The sequence below is a fragment of the Teichococcus vastitatis genome (assembly GCF_003604215.1).
GTDB lineage: Bacteria > Pseudomonadota > Alphaproteobacteria > Acetobacterales > Acetobacteraceae > Pseudoroseomonas > Pseudoroseomonas vastitatis.
On record NZ_QXGS01000003.1, the window covers coordinates 133,015 to 152,569 of the forward strand.

Here is a 19,555-nt window from a genome sequence, read left to right on the forward strand (position 1 = left end):
GTCAGAGCGTGATGCCCGGCGGAAAGTCGGCCTCGGTGATGCCGACGAGGTCCATGTTGGACACGATGGCCGAGCGCACCGCGCCCAGTCCCTTGTTGAACTCGATCCAGGTGTTGACGTAGTCGCGCCAGGTCTTGTCGGCTTCCCGCCGGAAGCCGGCGTTGGATGTGGTGGCGAAGACCGGGGTTGGCACCACGATCTCGGTGTTCGGCATCTTCTTCTTCGCCACCAGCGACAGCATCATCACCAGGCACTGCGCATCGACGCGCCCGGCCTGCACCGCCATCGTCGCCTCGTCGGCGCTTTTGAAGCGCGACACGGTGGCCTTGGGCAGCAGCCGCGTCACCACCTGGTCGTGCGAGGATCCGGTATCAACGGCGAGCTTCACCTCCGGCTTGTTCAATTCGTCCCAGCTTTTCGGCTGAAAGCCCTTCTTGGCCAGGAAGGAGAAGGCGTTGTTGAAGCAGGGCACCGAGAAATCCACCACCAGGGCGCGCTTCGGCGTCGGGTTCAGACCGAAGAAGATGTCGATCTTGTTGGATTGCAGATCGAGGACCGCGTTGCCCCAGGTGGTCTCGGTCAGTTCCAGCTCGGCTTCCAATTCCTCCGCCAGCATGCGGACGAGATCCACATAGAAGCCGCGCCACTGACCGGAGGCGAGATCCTTGTGGTAGTACGGCGCGGCACCCACCACGGCCGCGCTGCGCAGCTTCTTGGTGCGGCGGATGCGGTCAAAGGTCGTCTCGCCGGCGGGCGCCTGGGCGGCGGCGGGATGTGCGGTGGCCGCCATGGCCAGCGCGAGGCCGGCGGCGGTTCCCATCATGCGGCGTGACACCATGGTCCTGATCTCCTGCTCTGCGGGACGGCGACTGAACCGCGATGCGCTGCACCCGATCCGCGTCGGTGCCGACACCGGGCACAGCCATGGCCGCGGCACGCCGTCTTCATAGACGCTTCCGCCGGACAGCGGGAAGCCATGTGGCGGTTCGATGCCGATTGCTGGAACAGGCGGGCCGATCCTACTCTTGTTGCATCACAGCAACTGCAGGGAGCGCTGCCTTGGACCGATTCTTTGGCCTCACCGAGCGCGGCACGAACCCGCGACGGGAGATGCTGGCCGGCCTCGCCACCTTTCTCACCATGGCCTACATCGTGGTAGTCAATCCGGGAATCATGGCCGCCGCCGGCATGGACCAGGGCGCTGCTTTCGTCGCCACCTGTCTCGCGGCCGCGATCGGCTCCGCCCTGATGGGATTGCTGGCGAACTATCCGGTGGCGCTGGCGCCGGGCATGGGGCTGAACGCGTATTTCGCCTTCGCCGTGGTCGGTGCCATGGGCGTGCCCTGGCAGGTTGCGCTGGGCGCCGTGTTCCTGTCGGGCGTGATCTTCTTCGCCGTGTCGATCGCCGGCTTCCGAGAGTGGTTGATCAACTCCATCCCGATCTCGCTGAAGCTCGGCATCGCCGCTGGCATCGGCTTCTTTCTCGGGCTGATCGGCCTGCGGGGCATGGGGCTGGTGGTGGACAACCCGGCGACGCTGGTGTCGCTCGGTTCGCTGAAGGACACCGCGACGCTGCTGTCCTGCATCGGCTTCGTGCTGACGGCGGGGCTGGTGGCGCGCGGCGTCACCGGCGGCATCGTGATCGGCATTCTGGTGACGGCGCTGCTCGGCCTGCCCTTCGGCCTGACGCAGTTCAACGGCATCTTCTCGATGCCGCCCTCGCTGGCCCCGACCTTTCTGCAGATGGATCTGGCCGGAGCCATCGGGCTCGGACTCCTCGGCATCGTGTTCACCTTTTTCATCGTCGACCTGCTCGACAATGCCGGCACGCTGATCGCCACGACCCACCGCGCCGGCCTGATGCGCAAGGACGGCTCGGTGCCGCGGCTCGGGCGGGCGTTGATGGCGGATTCGGGCGGCGCCATGATCGGTGCCGTGCTCGGCACCTCCACCACCGTGTCCTACATCGAGAGCGCCGCCGGGGTGCAGGCGGGCGGCCGCACCGGCCTGACGGCGCTGACCGTGGCGGTGCTGTTCCTGCTGACGCTGTTCCTGGCCCCCCTGGCCACCTCGATCCCCGGCTTCGCCACGGCGCCGGCCCTGGTGCTGGTGGCCTGCCTGATGGCGCAGAGCCTGCGCGACATCGAGTGGGAGGATACGACCGAGTACCTGCCCGCCATCGTGACGGCGCTGGCCATGCCCTTCACCTTCTCCATCGCAACCGGCATCGGCCTCGGCTTCATCGCCTATGCGCTGGTGAAGGTGGTGGCGGGCCGCGCCAGCTCGGTGGGCGGTGCGGTCTGGGTCATCGCCGCGGCCTCGGCGGTGAAGTTCTGGTTGCAGAGTTGAGGAAAGGGGCGGCCGGCCTTCCGGCCGCCCGCCGGATCAATCCGGCGCTTCGGCCAGTTCCAGCAGCGCCTGCCCGTCGCGCCGCATCCGCGCCATCTGGCTGCCGCCGCAATTCGGCCGGCCCAGCGCGGTACTGCCGGGATGCGTCACCTGCAGCTTCGCCTCGACCCGGCAGACCAGCTTGTTGTCCTTCGGTCCGGCTCCATTCCAGCGCCGGATCGCATCGGCCCAGTTGCCGAGGCTATCATGGTGCCGGCGCAGGTAGCGCGCCGCCCAGTCTGCCGAACGGAGCGGATCGAGCGGCCAGTCGCTGGTGCCTGCATGCACCTTGGCATTGACCTGCACGCAGCCGGCCATCACCGATCCCCCGGCCGAAGACCGGGCCAGCAGGGCCCGGGCTTCAGCCCGGGAATCGGGGTAGAAGGCACGCCCGCCCACACTGATGGCATGGGCGTGGAGGCCGGACTCCGCCAGCGCCACGGCCACTAGCAGGCCGTCGGGCAGGTCGTATTTTGCCTCGGCCGCGCGAACGGCATCGAGGCAGGCGGAACGCGGGCCGGCTTCGGCCGGGGTTCCGAACAGCAACGGTGCCGCCAGCAGGGCAACACCGGCGACAAGCCCCTTCCACCCTTTCGGTGGGCTTCTGCGGGGGGCGGTTGGGCCTCTCGGGCGAGGCGGGAAGGCGCTCCTTGCCTCATGGCAGTGGAACGCCGCGGGGCTCGAACGACGGGTAACCGCCGTTCCGCGGATCGCGGGCGTCATGTGTCTTCCGCTACCACGCACCCGCGAACGGGGGAACCAAATTCCGTCTTTGGGGTCCAGTCTTGATCAAGGAAAACGTGGGGTTAAGCCAGCGATGCTGGTCGCCCGGCGATCTCCCGCACCAGCTTGGCCCGCAAGGCGCGGGCAAAATCGGCCCGTCCGGCCGCCGCCATCACGAAAGCGCCGGGGCCACCGATCACCTCCGCCTCGTAGCGCTCCAGCAATCCGCCGCCCTGCTGCTCGATCGCCAGGGCGTTCACCGTGATGCCGGCGGCCACCGCCGCGTCACGGGCCTGCGGCGCGGGTTGCCGGCCGCGCATGTCGGGCGCATCACCGGAAAGGTCGATCACCGCCCGTGTCGCTTCGAACGGGCAGGTGCTGATCAGCGCCGCGGCATGCACCAGGGCGTCCCCGATCGCATTCCAGCTCTGCCGCGAGCGCGGCGCGTCCCGGAAGCGGTTCGCCAGCGCCTCCGCCTCGGCCGGGCTGCGCACCGCCTGCCACGGCACCACGGTGGCCGCGCCGCCCGGCGCGCCCCATTCCACCATGGAAATTGCAACCCCACCCAGCAGCCCACCGCTGATGGCCGCCAGCGCGGCGGGGTGCGTCACCGCTTCCGCGCAGCCTTCGCGCTGGAGGCGGAACTCCTCCGGGCCGATGCTGCCGGAGGCATCCACCGCCAGCACTAAAGCCACATCCACGGCACCACCCAGTGCCGGTGCCGGTGCCGGTGCCGGTGCTGGCTGGGCGCGGCCCGGAACTGGAAGCGGAAGCAGCAGGGCAGAGGCGAGCAGGGGGCGTCGGCGCATCGGGCGTCCTGACTGTTGCGCGGCGAGATGCCAGCGCCCCAGAGTTGGGCGGCCTCGTCAGGCTGGCAAGGCGCTGCCGGACAGGGGAAGCGCGTCGGAGGTGAACGCCCCGGCCGCATTGTGCCGGCGAACGCTGCCGGGACGGGCAGCACTGGCGCCGGCTTGGGCAGCCGGCTGGCCGCGGCGGCCCGGCCCGACCATAATGTTTCGTGATGCCGGCTTGCGCGAACCGCCTGTGGCGCGCTCAACTCCCCTGTCGCCGCCGCTGCGGAGGTCGCCTGCGGGACCAGGGCCCGCCGGCGGGGGCGACGAAGCGCTGCGCAACCCATGAGGACGCCGAAAGAAACGTGGCCGATCGCCCTGCCTCCGCCTTCGATGAGATGCACGCCGATGGTGGCATCCGATCTCCGTACACGGAAATGGCTCAGTTCCTGGAAGCAACCGGGCAGGGCGTGCTGGAGCAGAAGCGGCGCGAAGCGGAGCTGCTGTTCCGGCGCATCGGCGTTACCTTTGCCGTGTATACCGAGGGCGGCGATCCGGAGCGGCTGATCCCCTTTGACGTGATCCCCCGCATCCTGTCCCGCGAGGAGTGGGAGCGGCTGAGCCAGGGGCTGGAGCAGCGGGTGCGGGCGCTGAACGCCTTTCTGGCCGATGTTTACGGCCCGCAGGACATCATCAAGGCCGGCCGCATCCCGGCCGAGCTGGTGCTGCAGAATGAAGGCTACCTGCCGCAGATGGTGGGGTTCACCCCGCCCGGCGGCGTGTATACCGTGATCTCCGGCATCGACCTGGTGCGCACCGGTCCCGACCAGTTCTATGTGCTGGAAGACAATTGCCGCACCCCTTCCGGCGTGTCCTACATGCTGGAGAACCGGGAAGCGATGTTCCGCCTGTTTCCCGACGTGTTCACCCGCCACCGCGTCGCCCCGGTGTCGCACTACCCTGAGGAGCTGCTGGAAACCCTGAAAAGCATCGCGCCGGCCGCCTGCCAGGGCGAGCCGCGCATCGTCGTGCTGACGCCTGGTCCCTACAACAGCGCCTATTACGAGCATTCCTTCCTGGCCGACGAGATGGGCGTCGAACTGGTGGAAGGGGCCGACCTCTTCGTGCGCGACAAGGTGGTGTACATGCGCACCACCGCCGGGCCGCAGCGGGTGGACGTGATCTATCGCCGCATCGACGACGACTACCTCGACCCCGAGGCGTTCCGGCCGGACAGCGCGCTTGGCGTCGCCGGGCTGATGGCGGCCTACAAGGCGGGCAACGTGGCGCTGGCCAATGCCCCCGGCGCCGGCATCGCCGACGACAAGGCGGTGTACCCCTTTGTGCCCGAGATGGTGCGCTTCTACCTCAAGGAAGAGCCGATCCTGCAGAACGTGCCCACCTTCATGTGCGAGCGCGAGGCTGACCGGGACCACGTCCTGGCCAACCTCGACAAGCTGGTGGTGAAGCTGGCCCGCGGTTCCGGCGGCTACGGCATGCTGGTCGGGCCGCACGCGACGGAGACGGAGCGCGCCGAATTCGCCGCGCGCATCCGTGCCCGCCCCGGCGACTACATCGCCCAGCCCACCCTGGCCTTGTCCACCGTGCCGACGCTGTGCGACGGCGGGGTGGCGCCTCGCCATGTGGACCTGCGGCCCTTCATCCTGTTCGGCCGCAGTGTCCGGATGGTGCCGGGCGGGCTGACCCGGGTGGCGCTGCGGGAAGGCTCGTTGGTGGTCAATTCCAGTCAGGGCGGCGGCACCAAGGACACGTGGGTGCTGGACGACCCGCTGGCGCCGGGCCAGTCGCAGTCCATGGGACCGCAGGGCATGACGCAGAGCATGGGCGGCATGAGCCAGACCATGCCGCCCATGTCCCCCATGGCACCGATGCCTCCGCTTCCGGGGCGGCGTGGCCCGGCCAATGATCCCGGCCAGGGGGGGCGCTGATGCTGTCCCGCACCGCCGACAGCCTGTTCTGGCTCGGCCGTTACTCAGAACGCGCCGGCAATGTCGCCCGCGGACTTGGCGCCACGCTGCGCATGGCGCTGCTGGCCGAGCCGGTGGACGGGGTGGAGCGCGAATGGCGCGCCCTGATGGTGGCCGCCGGCTGCGAGCCGGGCTTCCGCGAGCGGCACGACACCGCGGCGCAGGAAGCCTCGGTCCACTGGCTGACGCTGGACCCGGCCAATCCTTCCGGCATCGCCGCCTGCGTCGAGGCGGCGCGGCGCAATGCCCGCACCGTGCGCACGGCCCTGACCGTCGACATGTGGGAGGCCATCAACGACACCTGGATCGAGTTCCGCCGCTTCGACTCGGGCGCGATCTGCGGCGACCGGCTGCCCGGCTTCCTGGATTGGGTGAAGTCGCGCACCCTGCTGTTCAACGGCGCCGCCGCCGATACCATGCTGCGCGACGATGCCTGGCGCTTCACCCATCTCGGCACCATCCTGGAGCGCGCCGACAACACTGCCCGGTTGCTGGATTCCCGGCATGGCGCCTTTGCGCCCGATGCGGCGGCGGATGCCGCCTGCTACGCGCACTGGCAGGCGGTGCTGCGCTCGGTGGGCGCGTTGCGGGCCTATCAGCACGTCTACCACACTCGGCTGGACCCGGCGCGGGTGGCGGAACTGCTGCTGTTGCGCCCCGAGCTGCCCCGCTCGCTGGTGTCCTGCTACGCGCAGGTCGAGCGCACGCTGGAGGCCATTTCCGCCGCCAATGGCGGCAATCCCGGGGAATGCCAGCGCTTGGCCGGCGAGCTGCACGCCCGGCTCCGCTTCGGCCGCGTCGGGGGCATCCTCGATCACGGGCTGCATGATTTCCTGACCGGCGTGATCGAGGAGAACATCACGCTGGGCCAGGAGATCGCGAGGCGCTATCTGAACGGCCAGACCGCCTGACGCGCGATCATTCCCGCACCAGGATCGCCCGCCCAATCGAGGAGAATGGTGCCGGCATGACCTACTGCGTCGGCTTGTGGCTGGAAGAGGGCCTGGTGATGCTGGCCGACACCCGCACCAATGCGGGCGTCGACCACATCTCCACCTACTCCAAGATGTACACCGCCACCGTTCCCGGGGAGCGGATGCTATGTCTGATGGCGGCCGGCAACCTGGCCATCACCCAGGCGGTGTGGAGCCGGCTGCAGGAAGGCGTGGTGCTGGAAGGCGAAACCCACACCCTGACCAGCGTCGGCAGCATGTTCCGCGCGGCGCAGTTGGTCGGTGCCGCCATCCGCTCGGTGTATGACCATGACGGCCCGATGATGGAGAAGCAGGAGGTGCGCTTCTCCGTGTCGCTGCTGCTGGGCGGCCAGATCGCCGGCGGGCCCATGAAGCTCTACCTCGTGTATTCGGCCGGCAACTTCATCGAGGCCACGCCCGAAACCCCGTTTCTGCAGATCGGCGAGCACAAATACGGCAAGCCGATCCTGGATCGCGCCGTGAGCCGGGCGACGCCGCTGGAGGATGGGGTGAAGCTGGTGCTGGTCAGCATGGACAGCACGCTGCGGTCCAATCTGACCGTGGGGCCGCCGCTCGACCTGCTGGTATACGAGGTGGACAGCTTCCGTATCCGGCTGCAGAAGCGCATCACCGAGGAAGACCCTTATTTCCGCAATCTGCGCGACGCCTGGTCGGCAGCGCTGCGGGATGCCTACCGGCTGGTGCCGGCGCCCGGCTGGTTCTGAGCCTAGCCGCCGAACCGCAGCGCGGTTGAGACCTGCCCGGCGGCCCGGTGCTATCGACCCAGGCCACCGCCCGCGGCCCGGCCCGCCCGCGCAGATCCCGCGCTATCGCTGAGGGCGTGGCTGCCGGGGTGGCGCCGCCACTCCACCCTGGCCCGCCGGCCGCCTGGCGCAGCCAAATGCCGCGCCGCGCATTGATACGGTCATGCCCGCGCCTCACCCCGACAGCTGGACCCGCATCACGCCCGAAGGCTTGTATTGCGAGCCCGGCGGCTTCCACATCGACCCGGCCCGCGCGGTGGAGCGGGCGGTCATCAGCCATGGCCATTCCGACCATGCGCGGCCGGACCATGGCGCCGTGCTGGCCACCCCCGAGACGCTGGCGATCATGACTGCGCGGCTGGGTGAAGGCCGAGCAGGACGGGAACAGCAGGCGTTGCCCTATCATCAGACCCTGGTGCAGAACGGCGTTCGCGTCACCCTGGTGCCGGCGGGGCATGTGCTGGGCTCGGCGCAGGTTGTGCTGGAATGGCGGGGCAGCCGCCTCGTGGTGTCCGGCGACTACAAGCGTCAGCCCGATCCCACCTGCCTGCCCTTCGAGGCGGTGCCCTGCGATGTGTTCGTCACCGAGGCGACCTTCGCCTTGCCGGTGTTCCGCCACCCACCGATGCGGCATGAGGTGCAGCGGCTGCTGGACAGCGTGCGGCTGTTTCCGCAACGGGCGCATCTGGTCGGCTGCTACGCGCTGGGCAAATGCCAGCGGCTGATCGCCGGCCTGCGGGAGGCAGGGTATGACCGGCCGCTCTTTCTGCACGGCGCCCAGGCCTCGATGTGCCGGCTCTACGAACGCCGTGGCATCGCCCTTGGCGAGTTGCTGCCGGTGCCGCGGCCGGAGAAGCGCGGCGCAACCGTGCTGCCGGGGGAGATCGTGTTGGCGCCGCCTTCCGCCGAGGCCAATCCCTGGGCGCGCCGCCTGGCGGACCCGGTGACGGCGCTGGCCTCGGGTTGGATGCGGGTGCGGCAGCGCGCCAAGGCCCGCGGTGTCGAGTTGCCCCTGGTGATCAGCGACCACGCCGACTGGGACGACCTTCTGGCCACCTGCGCCGAGGTGGAGGCGCCGGAAGTCTGGGTCACGCATGGCCGGGAGGAGGCGCTGATCCACGCGCTCGCTGCGCGCGGCGTGCGCGGGCGCGCCTTGCACCTGATCGGCCGCGAGGAGGATGAGGGCGCCGATCCCGTTCCGGCCGAGGAGGAGGCCGCGGGATGAGCCTGCCCGCCTTCGCCGAACTGCTGGAACGGCTGGTCTTCACCCCCGGCCGCAATGCCAAGCTGGCGCTGATGAAGCGCTTCTTCGCCACCCAGCGCGACCCGGATCGCGGCGTCGCCCTGGCCGCCATCAGCGGTGAGCTGAGCTTCACCGCCGCCAAGCCGTCCCTGGTGCGCGATCTTGTGGCGACGCGGATCGACCCGGTCCTGCTGGCCTGGAGCCACGACTACGTTGGTGACCTCGCGGAAACCGTGGCGCTGATCTGGCCTGAGCCGACGCACCGCCCGAACCGGCCGCCGCCCGATCTGGCGGAGGTGGTGGAGGCGCTGGAACTCGCCCCCAAGGCCGACATTCCCGGCATGCTGTCGGAATGGCTCGACCTGCTCGACCCTGGCGGCCGGCTGGCGCTGATCAAGCTGGTGACGGGCGGGCTGCGGGTCGGTGCGTCCGGCCGGCTGGCACGTCAGGCACTGGCGGAATGGTCCGGCCAGCCGGTGGAGGAGATCGAGGAAGTCTGGCACGGCGTGCCGCCGCCCTACCTGCCGCTCTTCGCCTGGCTGGAGGGCAGGGCGGAGCGACCCGACCCGCGCGACGCACCGGTGTTCCGCTCGCCCATGCTGGCGCAGCCGCTGGAGGCGCCGGACGTCGCGGCGCTCGACCACACCGCGTTCCGCGCCGAGTGGAAATGGGACGGCGTCCGCGTCCAGGCCTCGGCCGGGCCCGGTGGGCGGCGCCTCTGGACCCGCACCGGCGAGGACATGTCCGGCGCTTTTCCCGAGATCCTGGAAGCGCTCGACTTCCACGCCGTGGTGGATGGCGAGTTGCTGGTGATCCGCGATGGCGAGGTGGCGCCCTTCGCCGACCTTCAGCAGCGGCTGAATCGCAAGGTCGTCGGGCCGAAGATGCTGAAGGATTATCCCGCCGGCCTCAGGCTCTACGACCTGTTGTTCGAGGCCGGCGAGGATCTGCGCGCCCTGCCATTCGATGCGCGGCGGGACCGGCTGGAGGCATGGTTCGCCCGGGTGAAGCCGGCGCGCATGGATCTTTCGCCGCAGGTCGCCTTCTCCTCGATGGAGCAGCTGGCCGCGCTGCGCGACGGTGCCCGCGCCGCCGGCATCGAGGGGCTGATGCTGAAGCGCGGTGACGCGCCCTACATTGCCGGGCGGCCGAAAGGTCTGTGGTGGAAGTGGAAGCGGGCGCCGCTCGCGGTGGATGCGGTGCTGATGTACGCCCAGCGCGGCCATGGCAAGCGTTCCAGCACCTACAGCGACTACACCTTCGGCCTGTGGCGCGCCGACGGCGAGGGCGGGGAGGAGCTGGTGCCGGTGGGCAAAGCCTATTCCGGCTATACCGACCAGGAACTGGTCTGGCTGGACCGCTGGATCCGCAATCACACCACGTCCCGGTTCGGACCGGTGCGAGAGGTGGAGAAGGAGCTGGTGCTGGAAGTGGTGTTCGATGCGGCGCAACTCTCCAGCCGGCACAAATCCGGCGTGGCCATGCGCTTCCCCCGCATCAGCCGGCTGCGGCCCGACAAGCCGGCCGCCGAAGCCGACCGGCTGGAAACACTGATGGCGATGGTGGAGAACCGCCCGGAATAATTGCCGCGTAAGCGGGAACTCGGCCGCCGCCGGCGCGTTGCTCCCGCCAGCAGACCCGACGCCGTTCGGGCGGGGTGGGGAGCGGAGAATCGCATGCTCAAATGGGCGTTGATCTTTCTGGTGATCTCGGTGGTGGCCGGCGCGCTGGGCTTCAGCGGGATTTCTGCGGCCACCGGGCGCATCGCCAAGATCCTCTTCGGCGTGTTCCTGCTGTTGTTCGTGATCGTTGTGGTGCTGGCCCTGCTGGCGGGCGAGATCGTGTTCTGACGTGTTCCGGGCTGCGCAGCCTGTTGACGTGCCGCGCGACCCGGATTATTTCCGGCCTCCTTGGCGCCCAGTGGCGGCGAGATCTGGTATGGCGGCCTTAGCTCAGTTGGTAGAGCGCCACGTTGTGGTCGTGGATGTCACGGGTTCGAGTCCCGTAGGTCGCCCATCCCCTCCTCACCGGTATCTGATCCGGTCCAGCAGCATCAGCCCGCCTCCTGCGAGCAGCCCCCAGAACGCTGCACCGATCCCGAATAGAGCCAGGCCCGAGGCCGTGGTGGCGAAGGTGAGGGTGGCCGCCAGCCGGTTGCGCTCCTCCGCCATGGCCGAGGTGAGCGCGCCGCCCAGGGCCCCGAGCAGCGCCAGCCCTGCCACCGCCTGGATCAGCAGCGGCGGCGAGGCGGCGATGAAGGCCGCGGCGAAGCCTGCCCCCAGTCCCAGCACCACGTAGAACACGCCGGCCGCCGCGGCCGCCACCCAGCGCCGGGCGGGATCGGGATGCGCATCCGGCCCGGCGCAAAGCGCCGCGGTAATGGCGGCGAGGTTGAAGGAATGCGCCCCCAGGAAAGCGATCAGCGCGCTGATCGCGCCGGTCACGGCGAAGATCGGGCCCGGCGCCGGGCGGAAGCCCTGGCTGTTCAGCACCGCCAGCCCCGGCACGTTCTGCGACGCCATGGTGACCAGGAACAGCGGCAGGCCGATGCCAATGGCCGCACCGAACTCCGGGCGCGGCAGCAGCCATTCCAGCCGCGGCATGGCCGCAACCATGGATGGTATCGGCGTCGTCAGCCCGATCAGCAGGGCGGTCACGGCCACGGCCGCTGGCACCGCCCACAGCCGCGCCCAGCGCCAGCACAGCGCCCAGACCAGCACCACCGGCAGGGCGAGCGCCGGCATGGCGCCCACCGCCTGCATCGGCGCCAGGCAGATTCCCAGCAATACGCCGGCCAGCATGGCGTTGGCGAGGCTGGCCGGAATGGCCGAGACGGCGCGACCGAAAGGCCGCCACAGCCCGGCTGCCAGGATCAGCAGCCCGGCCACCAGAAAAGCGCCGCAGGCCACCGCGAAGCCACCCTCCGGCGTGCCCGTGCCGGCCAGCAGCGCGGCGCCCGGTGTCGACCAGGCCAGCACGATCGGCATCCGCTGGCGCAGGCTCAGCCACAGCCCGAGCAATCCCTGCGCCAGGCACAGTGCCATCAACCCCGACGCGGCCTGTCCTGGCGTCGCGCCCATTGCGGCGAAGCCCTGCAGCACCACCGCGAAGGAGGACGCGAATCCAACAACCGCCGCCAGCACGCCGGCAATGATCGGCTGGGCGAGACCGGAGAATCTTGGGGTGGCAGGCGGCATAAGCTGGTCTCGAAAATATTGGAAGCAGAGCGGAGACTGGGCGTAATCTTGGATCCGATCAATGCATGGATGGTGCATGGTGCCGCGCGAAGGAGCCGCCACGCCGCTCGATGCCCTGGATTTGCCCGGCGGGCAGGGTTGGCAGACGGCGGCCGGATTCACCGAGGCCGTGCTGAAGGCGGCCATCCTGGACGGGCGGCTGCCAGCCGGGACCCGCCTCGGCCAGGAGGAACTGGCACGCCGCCTCGGCGTCAGCCGGATGCCGGTGAGGGAGGCGCTGGCAAGGCTGGAGGCGCAGGCGCTGGTGGAAACGGTGCCGCATCGTGGCGCGGTGGTGGCGGCGATTTCCGCCGCCGACGCCGCCGATCTTTATGCCATCCGCCTGGCGCTGGAGCCCGCAGCCTTCGGTCTCTCGATCCCGCAGATGGGCGCGGATCACTGGCACCGCGCCGCCACTCTGATCACCGCCATGGACGATGAGCAGGATGCGGGCCGCATGGGGCAGCTCAACCGGCAATTCCATGTCGCGCTGTATGCGCGCGCCGGACATCCTCGCCTGTTGGCGCTGGTGTTGCAGCACCTTGCCGCCTTTGACCGCTACCTTTGCTTCCACCTCGCTCTCCAGGGACCACGCGGCATGAGGCAGGACGAGCACCGGGCCATGCTGGCAGCGGGCCGGAACGGCGAGGTGGCGGAGGCGGTGGCGCTGTTGCGACACCACATCACGGCCGCGGCCCGCGACACTGCGGCGTTCTTTGAGGAGCGGGCAGGCAGGACGGATAAAGGCAGCGAACGCCGACGGTGATCATCAAACCGTCACGGAATCGTCATTCGGCTGACGCCGCCCAGCGCTTCCTTGCGGGCTTCCGCGATGCCCCTGCATCCCCCTGCCGCATAAACCGGAAATTCCCTGGAATGCCTGACACCCTTTCGCCGGCCGATGCCGGCAAGCCCATCGAGATCGAGGACATCGGCAGCAATCCGAGTCCGCGCAACACCATCGGGGAACTGGTGGAGCGCCGCCTGTCCCGCCGCGCCGCGCTGGGGGGGCTGCTGGGCGCTGCCGCCATGGCCACCCTGTCGGACCAGCTGCTCGCATCCGGTGGCCGGGCGCTGGCGCAGAACGCCAGCCCCTCCAGCCTCGGCTTTCGCGAGATCGCTCACCAGATGGGCCCGCGGGACGCGGTGCCGGACGGCTATCAGATCCAGACCGTGATCCGCTGGGGCGACGCGGTGCTGCCCCACGCGCCGGCCTTTGATCCGCGCAACCAGAGCGCCGCCGCCCAGGCCGCGCAGTTCGGCTACAACAACGATTATGTGGATTTCTTTCCGCTGCCGCGCGGCAGCCGCAGCGCGGATCACGGCCTGCTGGCGGTGAACCACGAATATGCCGACACGCAGCTAATGTTTCCCGGCATGGGCGATGACGAAACCTCGCGCCTGCGCTCCTCGCGCGAACAGGCGGCGGTGGAGATGGCGGCGCACGGCATGTCGGTGGTGGAGATCCGACGCGAGAACGGCCGGTGGGCGCCGGTGCGTGCCGGCAGCCTCAACCGCCGCATCACCGCCACCACTCCGATGCGCATCGGCGGCCCCGCCGCCGGGCATGAGCGGCTGAAAACGTCCGCCGACCCGACCGGCACCCGCGTGCTCGGCACGCTGAACAACTGCGCCGGCGGCAATACGCCCTGGGGCACGGTGCTGACCGCCGAGGAGAACTTCAACCAGTATTTCGGCGGTGCCGCGGCCAACACCGGTGCGCAGGCGGCGATGTACAAGCGCTACGGCATCGTCGAGAAGGCCAGCTATTCCTGGCCGCAATACGAGGACCGCTTCAACCTCGACAAGGAGCCGAACGAGCCGAACCGCTTCGGCTGGATCGTCGAGTTCGACCCGTATGATCCGGACAGCGTGCCGGTGAAGCGCACCGCGCTGGGCCGCTTCAAGCATGAGGGCTGCACCCATGCGGTGTCCGCCGATGGCCGCGTGGCGTTCTATTCGGGCGATGACGAGCGCTTTGACTACGTCTACAAATTCGTGACCGCCCGCGCCTGGAACCCGGAGAACCCGGCTGCCAACCGCGACCTGCTGGATGACGGCACGCTGTTTGTCGCCCGCTTCCATGAGGATGGCCGCATGGAGTGGCTGCCGCTGGTCCATGGCCAGGGCCCGCTGACCGCCGCCAACGGCTTCAACAGCCAGGCGGATGTGCTGATCGAGACGCGCCGTGCCGCCGACCTGCTGAAGGCGACGCCGATGGACCGGCCGGAGGATGTGCAGCCCAACCCGGCGAATGGCCGCATCTACGCCATGCTGACCAACAACACGCGCCGCAAGCCGGAGCAGGTGGACTCCATCAATCCGCGTGCCGCCAACGCGCATGGCCATGTGATCGAGATGATCCCGCCCGGCGCCGGCACCGGCGAGGTGGATCATGCGGCGACCGAGGGACGCTGGGAGATTTTCCTGGTCGCCGGCCGGCCCGGCGTCGATGCCGGCGCACAATACCACCAGAGCACCAGCGCCGAGGGCTGGCTGTCCTGCCCCGACAACTGCACCTTTGACGCCAAGGGCCGTGTCTGGATCTCAACCGACGGCGCCCCCGGCACCTCCAAGGTGGCGGACGGCCTGTACGCCGCCGACACGGACGGCGCCGGCCGCGCGCTGACCCGCCTGTTCTACCAGGCGCCCACCGGGGCCGAGGTGTGCGGCCCCTGCCTGACGCCGGACGACCAGACCATGTTCCTGGCCATCCAGCACCCGGGCGACGACAAGGGCAGTTCCTTCGACAACCCCTCGACGCGCTGGCCGGATTTCCAGGAGGGCATGCCGCCGCGGCCTTCCATCATCGCCATCACCCGCAGGGGCGGTGGCGTGATCGGCAGCTGATCCGGCCGCAACACCCCCGCCGGCGCTGCTTGATTGGCGGGGCCGGCGGGGCAATCTGAAGGGGCATGAACCCGCTTCCGTTCCCGCCGGCGCCGCGCGCCGGCACCCCCCCCGTGCCGGACGCCCTGCGGCGCCTGGGCGGCTTCGCGCTGCTTGGGGCGTCGGTCTGGCTGGTGGCGATCATCGCGCTGTTCCGCGCCCTGGTGGGGCTGTTCACATGACCGAGCAGGATCTCCTGGGCCGGCTGGCGCTGCGGCTGCGGCGGCTGCGCGGCACGCTGCTGGTGCTGCTGGCCTCCCCGCTGCTGCCGGCATTGTTTCTGGCGCTGTTCGGCGGCGCGCAGCGGCCAATCCTCGGGCTGTTGCTGGGCCTGGGCCTGACCGTGCTCGGCGTGCTGCGGCTGCGCCGCGGGCGGATCAGGCAGGGTGCCATCCTGGTAGGGCTGGCCACAGGCCTCGCCGCCGCCATGGCGACCGGTGTGGCGCCGCTCGGCGCCGTCGTGTTCGCGCTGATGGCCGGGTTCGGCACCATCCTGCTTTATGCCGACGCACCGCCGGCCGAGGAGCCGCCGGCGGCGCCGGACGCGCTGACGCCGGCCCGCAACCGCCTCGCCGCGCTGGAGCGCGCCGATCCGCGGCTGCGCCCGGCGCTGTTGGCGTTGCGCGAGCTGGTGGCCGATCTGACGTTGCGCACCGACGGCGTCGCTGGCGCCGGCCATGAGGCGCGGCGCTTCCTGAACCTGCAGCTGGACGGGCTGGAGCGGATCGAATCGCGCCTGCGGCTGGGTGCCGAGCCGCCGCACGGCCTGATGCCGCTGGTGACCGAGATGGCGCGCGGCAGCCAAGCGCTCCGGCAGCGGCTACGGCACGAGGAGAAGGAAGCGCTGGAAATTCAGGTGAAGGTCCTGGCCGACCGGCTGCGCGAAGAGGGCTACGCATGAGCACCACGACCGAGAACACCCTGAACACGACGGTGGCGGGCGAGCGCGTGGATCAGCTTGCCGCCGCCATCGACCTGCGCGACCCGGCCACCATTCTGCGCTTCGGCGCCGACGCGCAGAACCGCGCCACGGCGGCGGCCGACGCGATGCTCGGCGCGGTGCGCAACCAGGCCACCGGCGAGGCGGGCGAGGCGCTATCCGGCCTTCTCACCACGTTGCGTGGCTTCGATGTGACGCAGATGTCCGGGAAGCCCGGATTGATGGGCCGGATCGCGCGGCTGGCCCGGCGTGGGCAGACCCAGGCCGTGGCGATCCTGCAGCGCTACGAGGGCGTGCGGGGGCAGGTGGAGGCGATCGGCGACCGGCTCGATACGCACCGCACCCGGTTGCTGGAGGATGTGGAGCGGCTGGAGCGCCTGTACGGCGCCACGCTGGAGTGGTTCCATGCCCTGGCCGAGCACATCGCGGCGGGCGAGGTGGTGCTGGCCCGCACCGATGCGGAAGCCATTCCTGCCGCCGAACGCGCCGCCGCCGATCCGAAGAACGATCTCGCGCCGCAGCAGCTGCGGGATCTGCGGGCCGCGCGGGATGAACTGGATCGCCGCGTGCATGATCTTCGCCTGACGCGACAGGTGGCGATGCAGTCACTCCCCGGCATGCGGCTGATCCAGGAGAATGATAAGGCGCTGGCCGCCAAGATCCATTCGGTGCTGGCCAACACCGTGCCGTTGTGGCGCACCCAGCTGGCGCAAGCATTGGCGATCCAGAACATGCGGGAGGCCAGCAACGCCGTGCGCGCCGCCACCGACCTGACCAACCAGCTGCTCACCGCCAATGCCGAAACGCTGCGGCGCGGCAATGCCGAGGCGCGGGCAGAGCTGGAACGCGGCGTGTTCGACCTCGCCGCCGTGCAACAGGCCAACGCGGCCCTGGTGGCGACGCTGGAAGACAGCGTGCGCATCGCCGAGGAAGGCCGCAACGCGCGCCAGCATGCGACGCGCGAACTGGCCAAGGCGGAACTGGAGATCCGCCGGGCCCTGAGTTCCACCAAGGCCTGAGTTCCTCCAAGGCCGGAGCCTGGCGCTCCGGCCCTGCGCCGGTGTCAGCCGGCGCCGCCCCCGGTGACCCGCCAGATCACGTCGCCCACGTCATCGGCCATCAGCACCGCGCCGTCAGGGCCGAGCGTCACCCCCACGGGGCGTCCATAGGAAACGCGCTCATCCGGAGCCAGGAAGCCCGACAGGATGTCGCGCGGCGGTCCGTCGGGGCGTCCATTCGCGAAGGGCACGAAGACCAGCTTGTAGCCGCTCAGCGTGCTGCGGTTCCAGGAGCCATGCTGCCCGATCGCCATGCCTTCCGGAAAGCCCGGCAGCGTGCCAGCAGGCAGCCAGCAGAGCCCCAGCGAGGCGGTGTGACCGCCCAGCGCATAATCCGGGGTGATGCTGCTGGCGACCAGAACAGGGTCCTGCGGCACGCGGTCATCCACGGTTTGGCCCCAGTAGCAATAGGGCCAGCCATAGAAGCCGCCGTCGCGCACCGAGGTCAGGTAGTCGGGCGGGGTTTCGTCGCCGAGGCCGTCGCGCTCGTTCACCACCGTCCAGAGCACGCCGCTTCCCGGCTCCCATGCCAGGCCCACGGCGTTGCGCAGCCCGCTGGCGAAGATGCGGCTCTTCCCGCTGGCCAGGTCGAGCTCGTAGATGGCGGCCCGTCCCTGCTCGGCGTCCATGCCGTGGTCGCCGATGTTGCTGAGCGAGCCGACGCCCGCGTAAAGCTTGCGCCCGTCGGGGCTCACCAGCAGGCTGCGCGTCCAGTGGCCCCCCGGCTTGAACTCCACCAGCTTGCGCCCCGGCGCGGTGATGCGCGTCGCGCCGGCCTCGTAGGGGTAGGCGACGATGCCATCCGTGTTGCCGACGTAAAAGGTGTCGCCCACCAACGCCATGCCGAAGGGCTGGTTCAGGCCCTCCAGGAACACCTCCTGGACCTCCGCCACACCGTCACCATCGGCATCGCGCAGCAGGGTGATGCGATTGGCGCTCTCGCCCATGGCGGCGGCGCGCTTCATGGTGCTGATCATCGCGTAGTCGAAGAGCGAACGGGCCGGGCGCGGCACGCTGCTGGACTCGGCCACCAGCACGTCGCCGTTCGGCAGCACATGGATCCAGCGCGGGTGCTTCAGGCCGCGGGCGAAGGCGTTGACGGTGAGGCCCGGCGCCGCGATCGGGGCTTGCCCCGGGGCCCAGCCCTGGGCCGTGGGCATTTTGAGCGTTGGAACCTTGCCCTGCGACCTGGCCGGCGGAATGGCCGGGGTGCGGCCCCAGGCCGGCTCGGGCGCGCCGCCGGCCATTCGCCGCGTCAGCACCGTCGCGGCGCCCACTCCCGCGACGACGCGTGCAAAAATACCTGACAGGTTCAAGGCGTAGCTCCTCTAGGATGCGCGTCACGCTAGGCGAGACCACTGCGCATGGAAATCCTCCGCCAGGCGGCCCAGGCCCGATCCGGCCGAATGAATGCCCGGCATGGGGCAACACCGCCGGCGAGGCTTGACGGCGGCTCCCGCAGGGTTTCCCCTTCTCTTGAAAAACCAATGGGGAGGATCCGATGCGAGGCTGGGCCGTTGTTGAAGCCGGAGCGCCGCTGCAGGACATCGAATTGCCGACGCCGGAGCCGCAGGGCGAGGAAGTGCTGCTGGAGGTGACGCATTGCGGCGTCTGCCATTCCGATCTGCACATCTGGGAAGGTGAATACGATCTCGGCAGCCGTGGGCGCATGTCGCTGAAGGATCGTGGCGTGGTGCTGCCGCTGGCCATGGGGCATGAGGTGGTCGGCCGTGTGGTGAAGCTCGGGCCGGAGGCGAAGGGCGTCGAGGTCGGTGACCAGCGCGTAGTGTTTCCCTGGCTCGGCTGCGGCCGGTGCGAGCGCTGTCAGGCTGGGCAGGACAACATGTGCGCCGTGTCGGCCCGCTCTCTCGGCGTCTTCCAGCATGGTGGCTACGCCACCCATGTGCTGGCGCGCAGCCCGCGCCACATGGCCGCCTTCGACGGCATCGACCCCGCAGTGGCCGCGACCTATGCCTGCTCGGGCATCACTGTGTATTCCGCGATCCAGAAGGTGATGCCGCTGCCGCCGGAGAAGCCAATCGTCGTGGTTGGCGCAGGCGGGCTGGGGCTGAACGCGGTGGAGATCCTGAAGGCTCTCGGCCACAAGCGCATCGTGGTCGTGGACGTGTCGGAAGCCAAGCTGGAAGGGGCCCGCGCCGCCGGTGCCACTGACACGGTGCTGGCCGGGGATGACGCCACGACGGCCCGCATCCTGGAAGCCGCCGGCGGACCGGTGGAGGCGGTGATCGACCTGGTGAATGGCACCGCCACGGCGCGCTTCGCGTTCGACGCGCTGATCAAGGGCGGCAAGCTGATCCAGGTCGGTCTGTTCGGGGGCGAGCTGAACCTGCCGCTGCCGCTGATGGCCACCAAGGCGCTGACCGTCCAGGGCAGCTATGTCGGCAGCCCGCAGGATCTGCGCGAGGTGATCGGCCTTGCTCAGCAGGGCAAGCTGTCGCCGCTGCCGGTCAGCACCGAGCCGGCCTCGGCGGTGAACAGCGTGCTGAACCGGCTGCGCGACGGGCAGGTCCGCGGCCGCGTGGTGCTGACCGCCGCCTGAC

18 protein-coding genes and 1 tRNA gene are annotated in these 19,555 nt (G+C 69.8%); 14 read left to right on the forward strand and 5 right to left on the reverse strand.

Annotation, left to right across the window (positions count from 1 at the left end):
• Nucleotide 1 precedes the first annotated feature (1 nt).
• Nucleotides 2-838 carry a transporter substrate-binding domain-containing protein gene (locus D2K64_RS06700; protein ID WP_120007459.1) on the reverse strand — a complete coding sequence of 279 codons (837 nt, stop codon included), beginning with the start codon at nucleotides 836-838 and terminating at the stop codon, nucleotides 2-4.
• Between the two features lie 221 nt (nucleotides 839-1,059).
• Here D2K64_RS06700 and D2K64_RS06705 point away from each other — a divergent pair, with 221 nt between their 5' ends.
• A complete protein-coding gene (locus D2K64_RS06705) occupies nucleotides 1,060-2,349 on the forward strand; it encodes an NCS2 family permease (RefSeq protein WP_238384057.1) in 1,290 nt (429 codons plus the stop codon).
• Between the two features lie 36 nt (nucleotides 2,350-2,385).
• Here D2K64_RS06705 and D2K64_RS06710 read toward each other — a convergent pair whose 3' ends face one another.
• Nucleotides 2,386-2,934 (reverse strand): transglycosylase SLT domain-containing protein, encoded by a 549-nt coding sequence (locus D2K64_RS06710; RefSeq protein ID WP_238384058.1) that lies wholly within the window; start codon nucleotides 2,932-2,934, stop codon nucleotides 2,386-2,388.
• Nucleotides 2,935-3,194: 260 nt separating this feature from the next.
• Nucleotides 3,195-3,920, reverse strand: a complete 726-nt coding sequence (locus D2K64_RS06715; RefSeq protein ID WP_120007461.1) for a DUF1194 domain-containing protein — start codon at nucleotides 3,918-3,920, stop codon at nucleotides 3,195-3,197.
• Nucleotides 3,921-4,339: 419 nt separating this feature from the next.
• On the opposite strand from D2K64_RS06715, the gene D2K64_RS06720 reads away from it, so the two are divergent.
• The 7 genes from D2K64_RS06720 to D2K64_RS06750 all read left to right on the forward strand — a co-directional run bounded on the left by D2K64_RS06720 (nucleotide 4,340) and on the right by D2K64_RS06750 (nucleotide 10,885).
• Nucleotides 4,340-5,851 carry a circularly permuted type 2 ATP-grasp protein gene (locus D2K64_RS06720; RefSeq protein WP_370764494.1) on the forward strand — a complete coding sequence of 504 codons (1,512 nt, stop codon included), beginning with the start codon at nucleotides 4,340-4,342 and terminating at the stop codon, nucleotides 5,849-5,851.
• Nucleotides 5,851-6,801 carry an alpha-E domain-containing protein gene (locus D2K64_RS06725; RefSeq protein ID WP_120007462.1) on the forward strand — a complete coding sequence of 317 codons (951 nt, stop codon included), beginning with the start codon at nucleotides 5,851-5,853 and terminating at the stop codon, nucleotides 6,799-6,801. Before D2K64_RS06720 ends, D2K64_RS06725 begins: the two co-directional genes overlap by 1 nt.
• Nucleotides 6,802-6,857: 56 nt before the next feature.
• Nucleotides 6,858-7,589: a proteasome-type protease gene (locus D2K64_RS06730; protein WP_120007463.1), complete on the forward strand. Its 732-nt coding sequence runs from the start codon at nucleotides 6,858-6,860 to the stop codon at nucleotides 7,587-7,589.
• A gap of 202 nt (nucleotides 7,590-7,791) precedes the next feature.
• Complete coding sequence (locus D2K64_RS06735) at nucleotides 7,792-8,853, forward strand: ligase-associated DNA damage response exonuclease (protein ID WP_120007464.1); 1,062 nt, start codon at nucleotides 7,792-7,794, stop codon at nucleotides 8,851-8,853.
• Complete coding sequence (locus D2K64_RS06740; RefSeq protein WP_202910535.1) at nucleotides 8,850-10,454, forward strand: cisplatin damage response ATP-dependent DNA ligase; 1,605 nt, start codon at nucleotides 8,850-8,852, stop codon at nucleotides 10,452-10,454. Before D2K64_RS06735 ends, D2K64_RS06740 begins: the two co-directional genes overlap by 4 nt.
• Before the next feature lie 93 nt (nucleotides 10,455-10,547).
• Nucleotides 10,548-10,721: a DUF1328 domain-containing protein gene (locus tag D2K64_RS06745; RefSeq protein ID WP_120007465.1), complete on the forward strand. Its 174-nt coding sequence runs from the start codon at nucleotides 10,548-10,550 to the stop codon at nucleotides 10,719-10,721.
• Nucleotides 10,722-10,812: 91 nt separating this feature from the next.
• Nucleotides 10,813-10,885 (forward strand) — tRNA-His (locus D2K64_RS06750).
• Nucleotides 10,886-10,895: 10 nt separating this feature from the next.
• Here D2K64_RS06750 and D2K64_RS06755 read toward each other — a convergent pair.
• Nucleotides 10,896-12,068 carry a benzoate/H(+) symporter BenE family transporter gene (locus D2K64_RS06755; RefSeq protein WP_120007466.1) on the reverse strand — a complete coding sequence of 391 codons (1,173 nt, stop codon included), beginning with the start codon at nucleotides 12,066-12,068 and terminating at the stop codon, nucleotides 10,896-10,898.
• Between the two features lie 76 nt (nucleotides 12,069-12,144).
• On the opposite strand from D2K64_RS06755, the gene D2K64_RS06760 reads away from it, so the two are divergent.
• From D2K64_RS06760 to D2K64_RS06775, 5 genes are all read left to right on the forward strand, one after another.
• Nucleotides 12,145-12,873: a GntR family transcriptional regulator gene (locus D2K64_RS06760; RefSeq protein ID WP_120007467.1), complete on the forward strand. Its 729-nt coding sequence runs from the start codon at nucleotides 12,145-12,147 to the stop codon at nucleotides 12,871-12,873.
• Between the two features lie 110 nt (nucleotides 12,874-12,983).
• The gene (locus D2K64_RS06765) at nucleotides 12,984-14,957 is read left to right on the forward strand and encodes a PhoX family protein (protein ID WP_120007468.1); all 1,974 of its coding nucleotides are present in this window, start codon (nucleotides 12,984-12,986) and stop codon (nucleotides 14,955-14,957) included.
• A gap of 65 nt (nucleotides 14,958-15,022) precedes the next feature.
• A complete protein-coding gene (locus D2K64_RS24270; protein WP_157985747.1) occupies nucleotides 15,023-15,178 on the forward strand; it encodes a hypothetical protein in 156 nt (51 codons plus the stop codon).
• Nucleotides 15,175-15,897 (forward strand): hypothetical protein, encoded by a 723-nt coding sequence (locus tag D2K64_RS24275; RefSeq protein WP_157985748.1) that lies wholly within the window; start codon nucleotides 15,175-15,177, stop codon nucleotides 15,895-15,897. The genes D2K64_RS24270 and D2K64_RS24275 overlap by 4 nt, the downstream gene beginning before the upstream one ends.
• Nucleotides 15,894-16,955 carry a toxic anion resistance protein gene (locus tag D2K64_RS06775; RefSeq protein ID WP_120007469.1) on the forward strand — a complete coding sequence of 354 codons (1,062 nt, stop codon included), beginning with the start codon at nucleotides 15,894-15,896 and terminating at the stop codon, nucleotides 16,953-16,955. Before D2K64_RS24275 ends, D2K64_RS06775 begins: the two co-directional genes overlap by 4 nt.
• 44 nt (nucleotides 16,956-16,999) lie before the next feature.
• Here D2K64_RS06775 and D2K64_RS06780 read toward each other — a convergent pair whose 3' ends face one another.
• Nucleotides 17,000-18,310, reverse strand: coding sequence for a PQQ-dependent sugar dehydrogenase (locus D2K64_RS06780; RefSeq protein ID WP_120007470.1), 1,311 nt, complete (start codon nucleotides 18,308-18,310; stop codon nucleotides 17,000-17,002).
• 185 nt (nucleotides 18,311-18,495) lie between these two features.
• Here D2K64_RS06780 and D2K64_RS06785 point away from each other — a divergent pair, with 185 nt between their 5' ends.
• Complete coding sequence (locus tag D2K64_RS06785) at nucleotides 18,496-19,554, forward strand: alcohol dehydrogenase (RefSeq protein ID WP_120007471.1); 1,059 nt, start codon at nucleotides 18,496-18,498, stop codon at nucleotides 19,552-19,554.
• Nucleotide 19,555 lies beyond the last annotated feature (1 nt).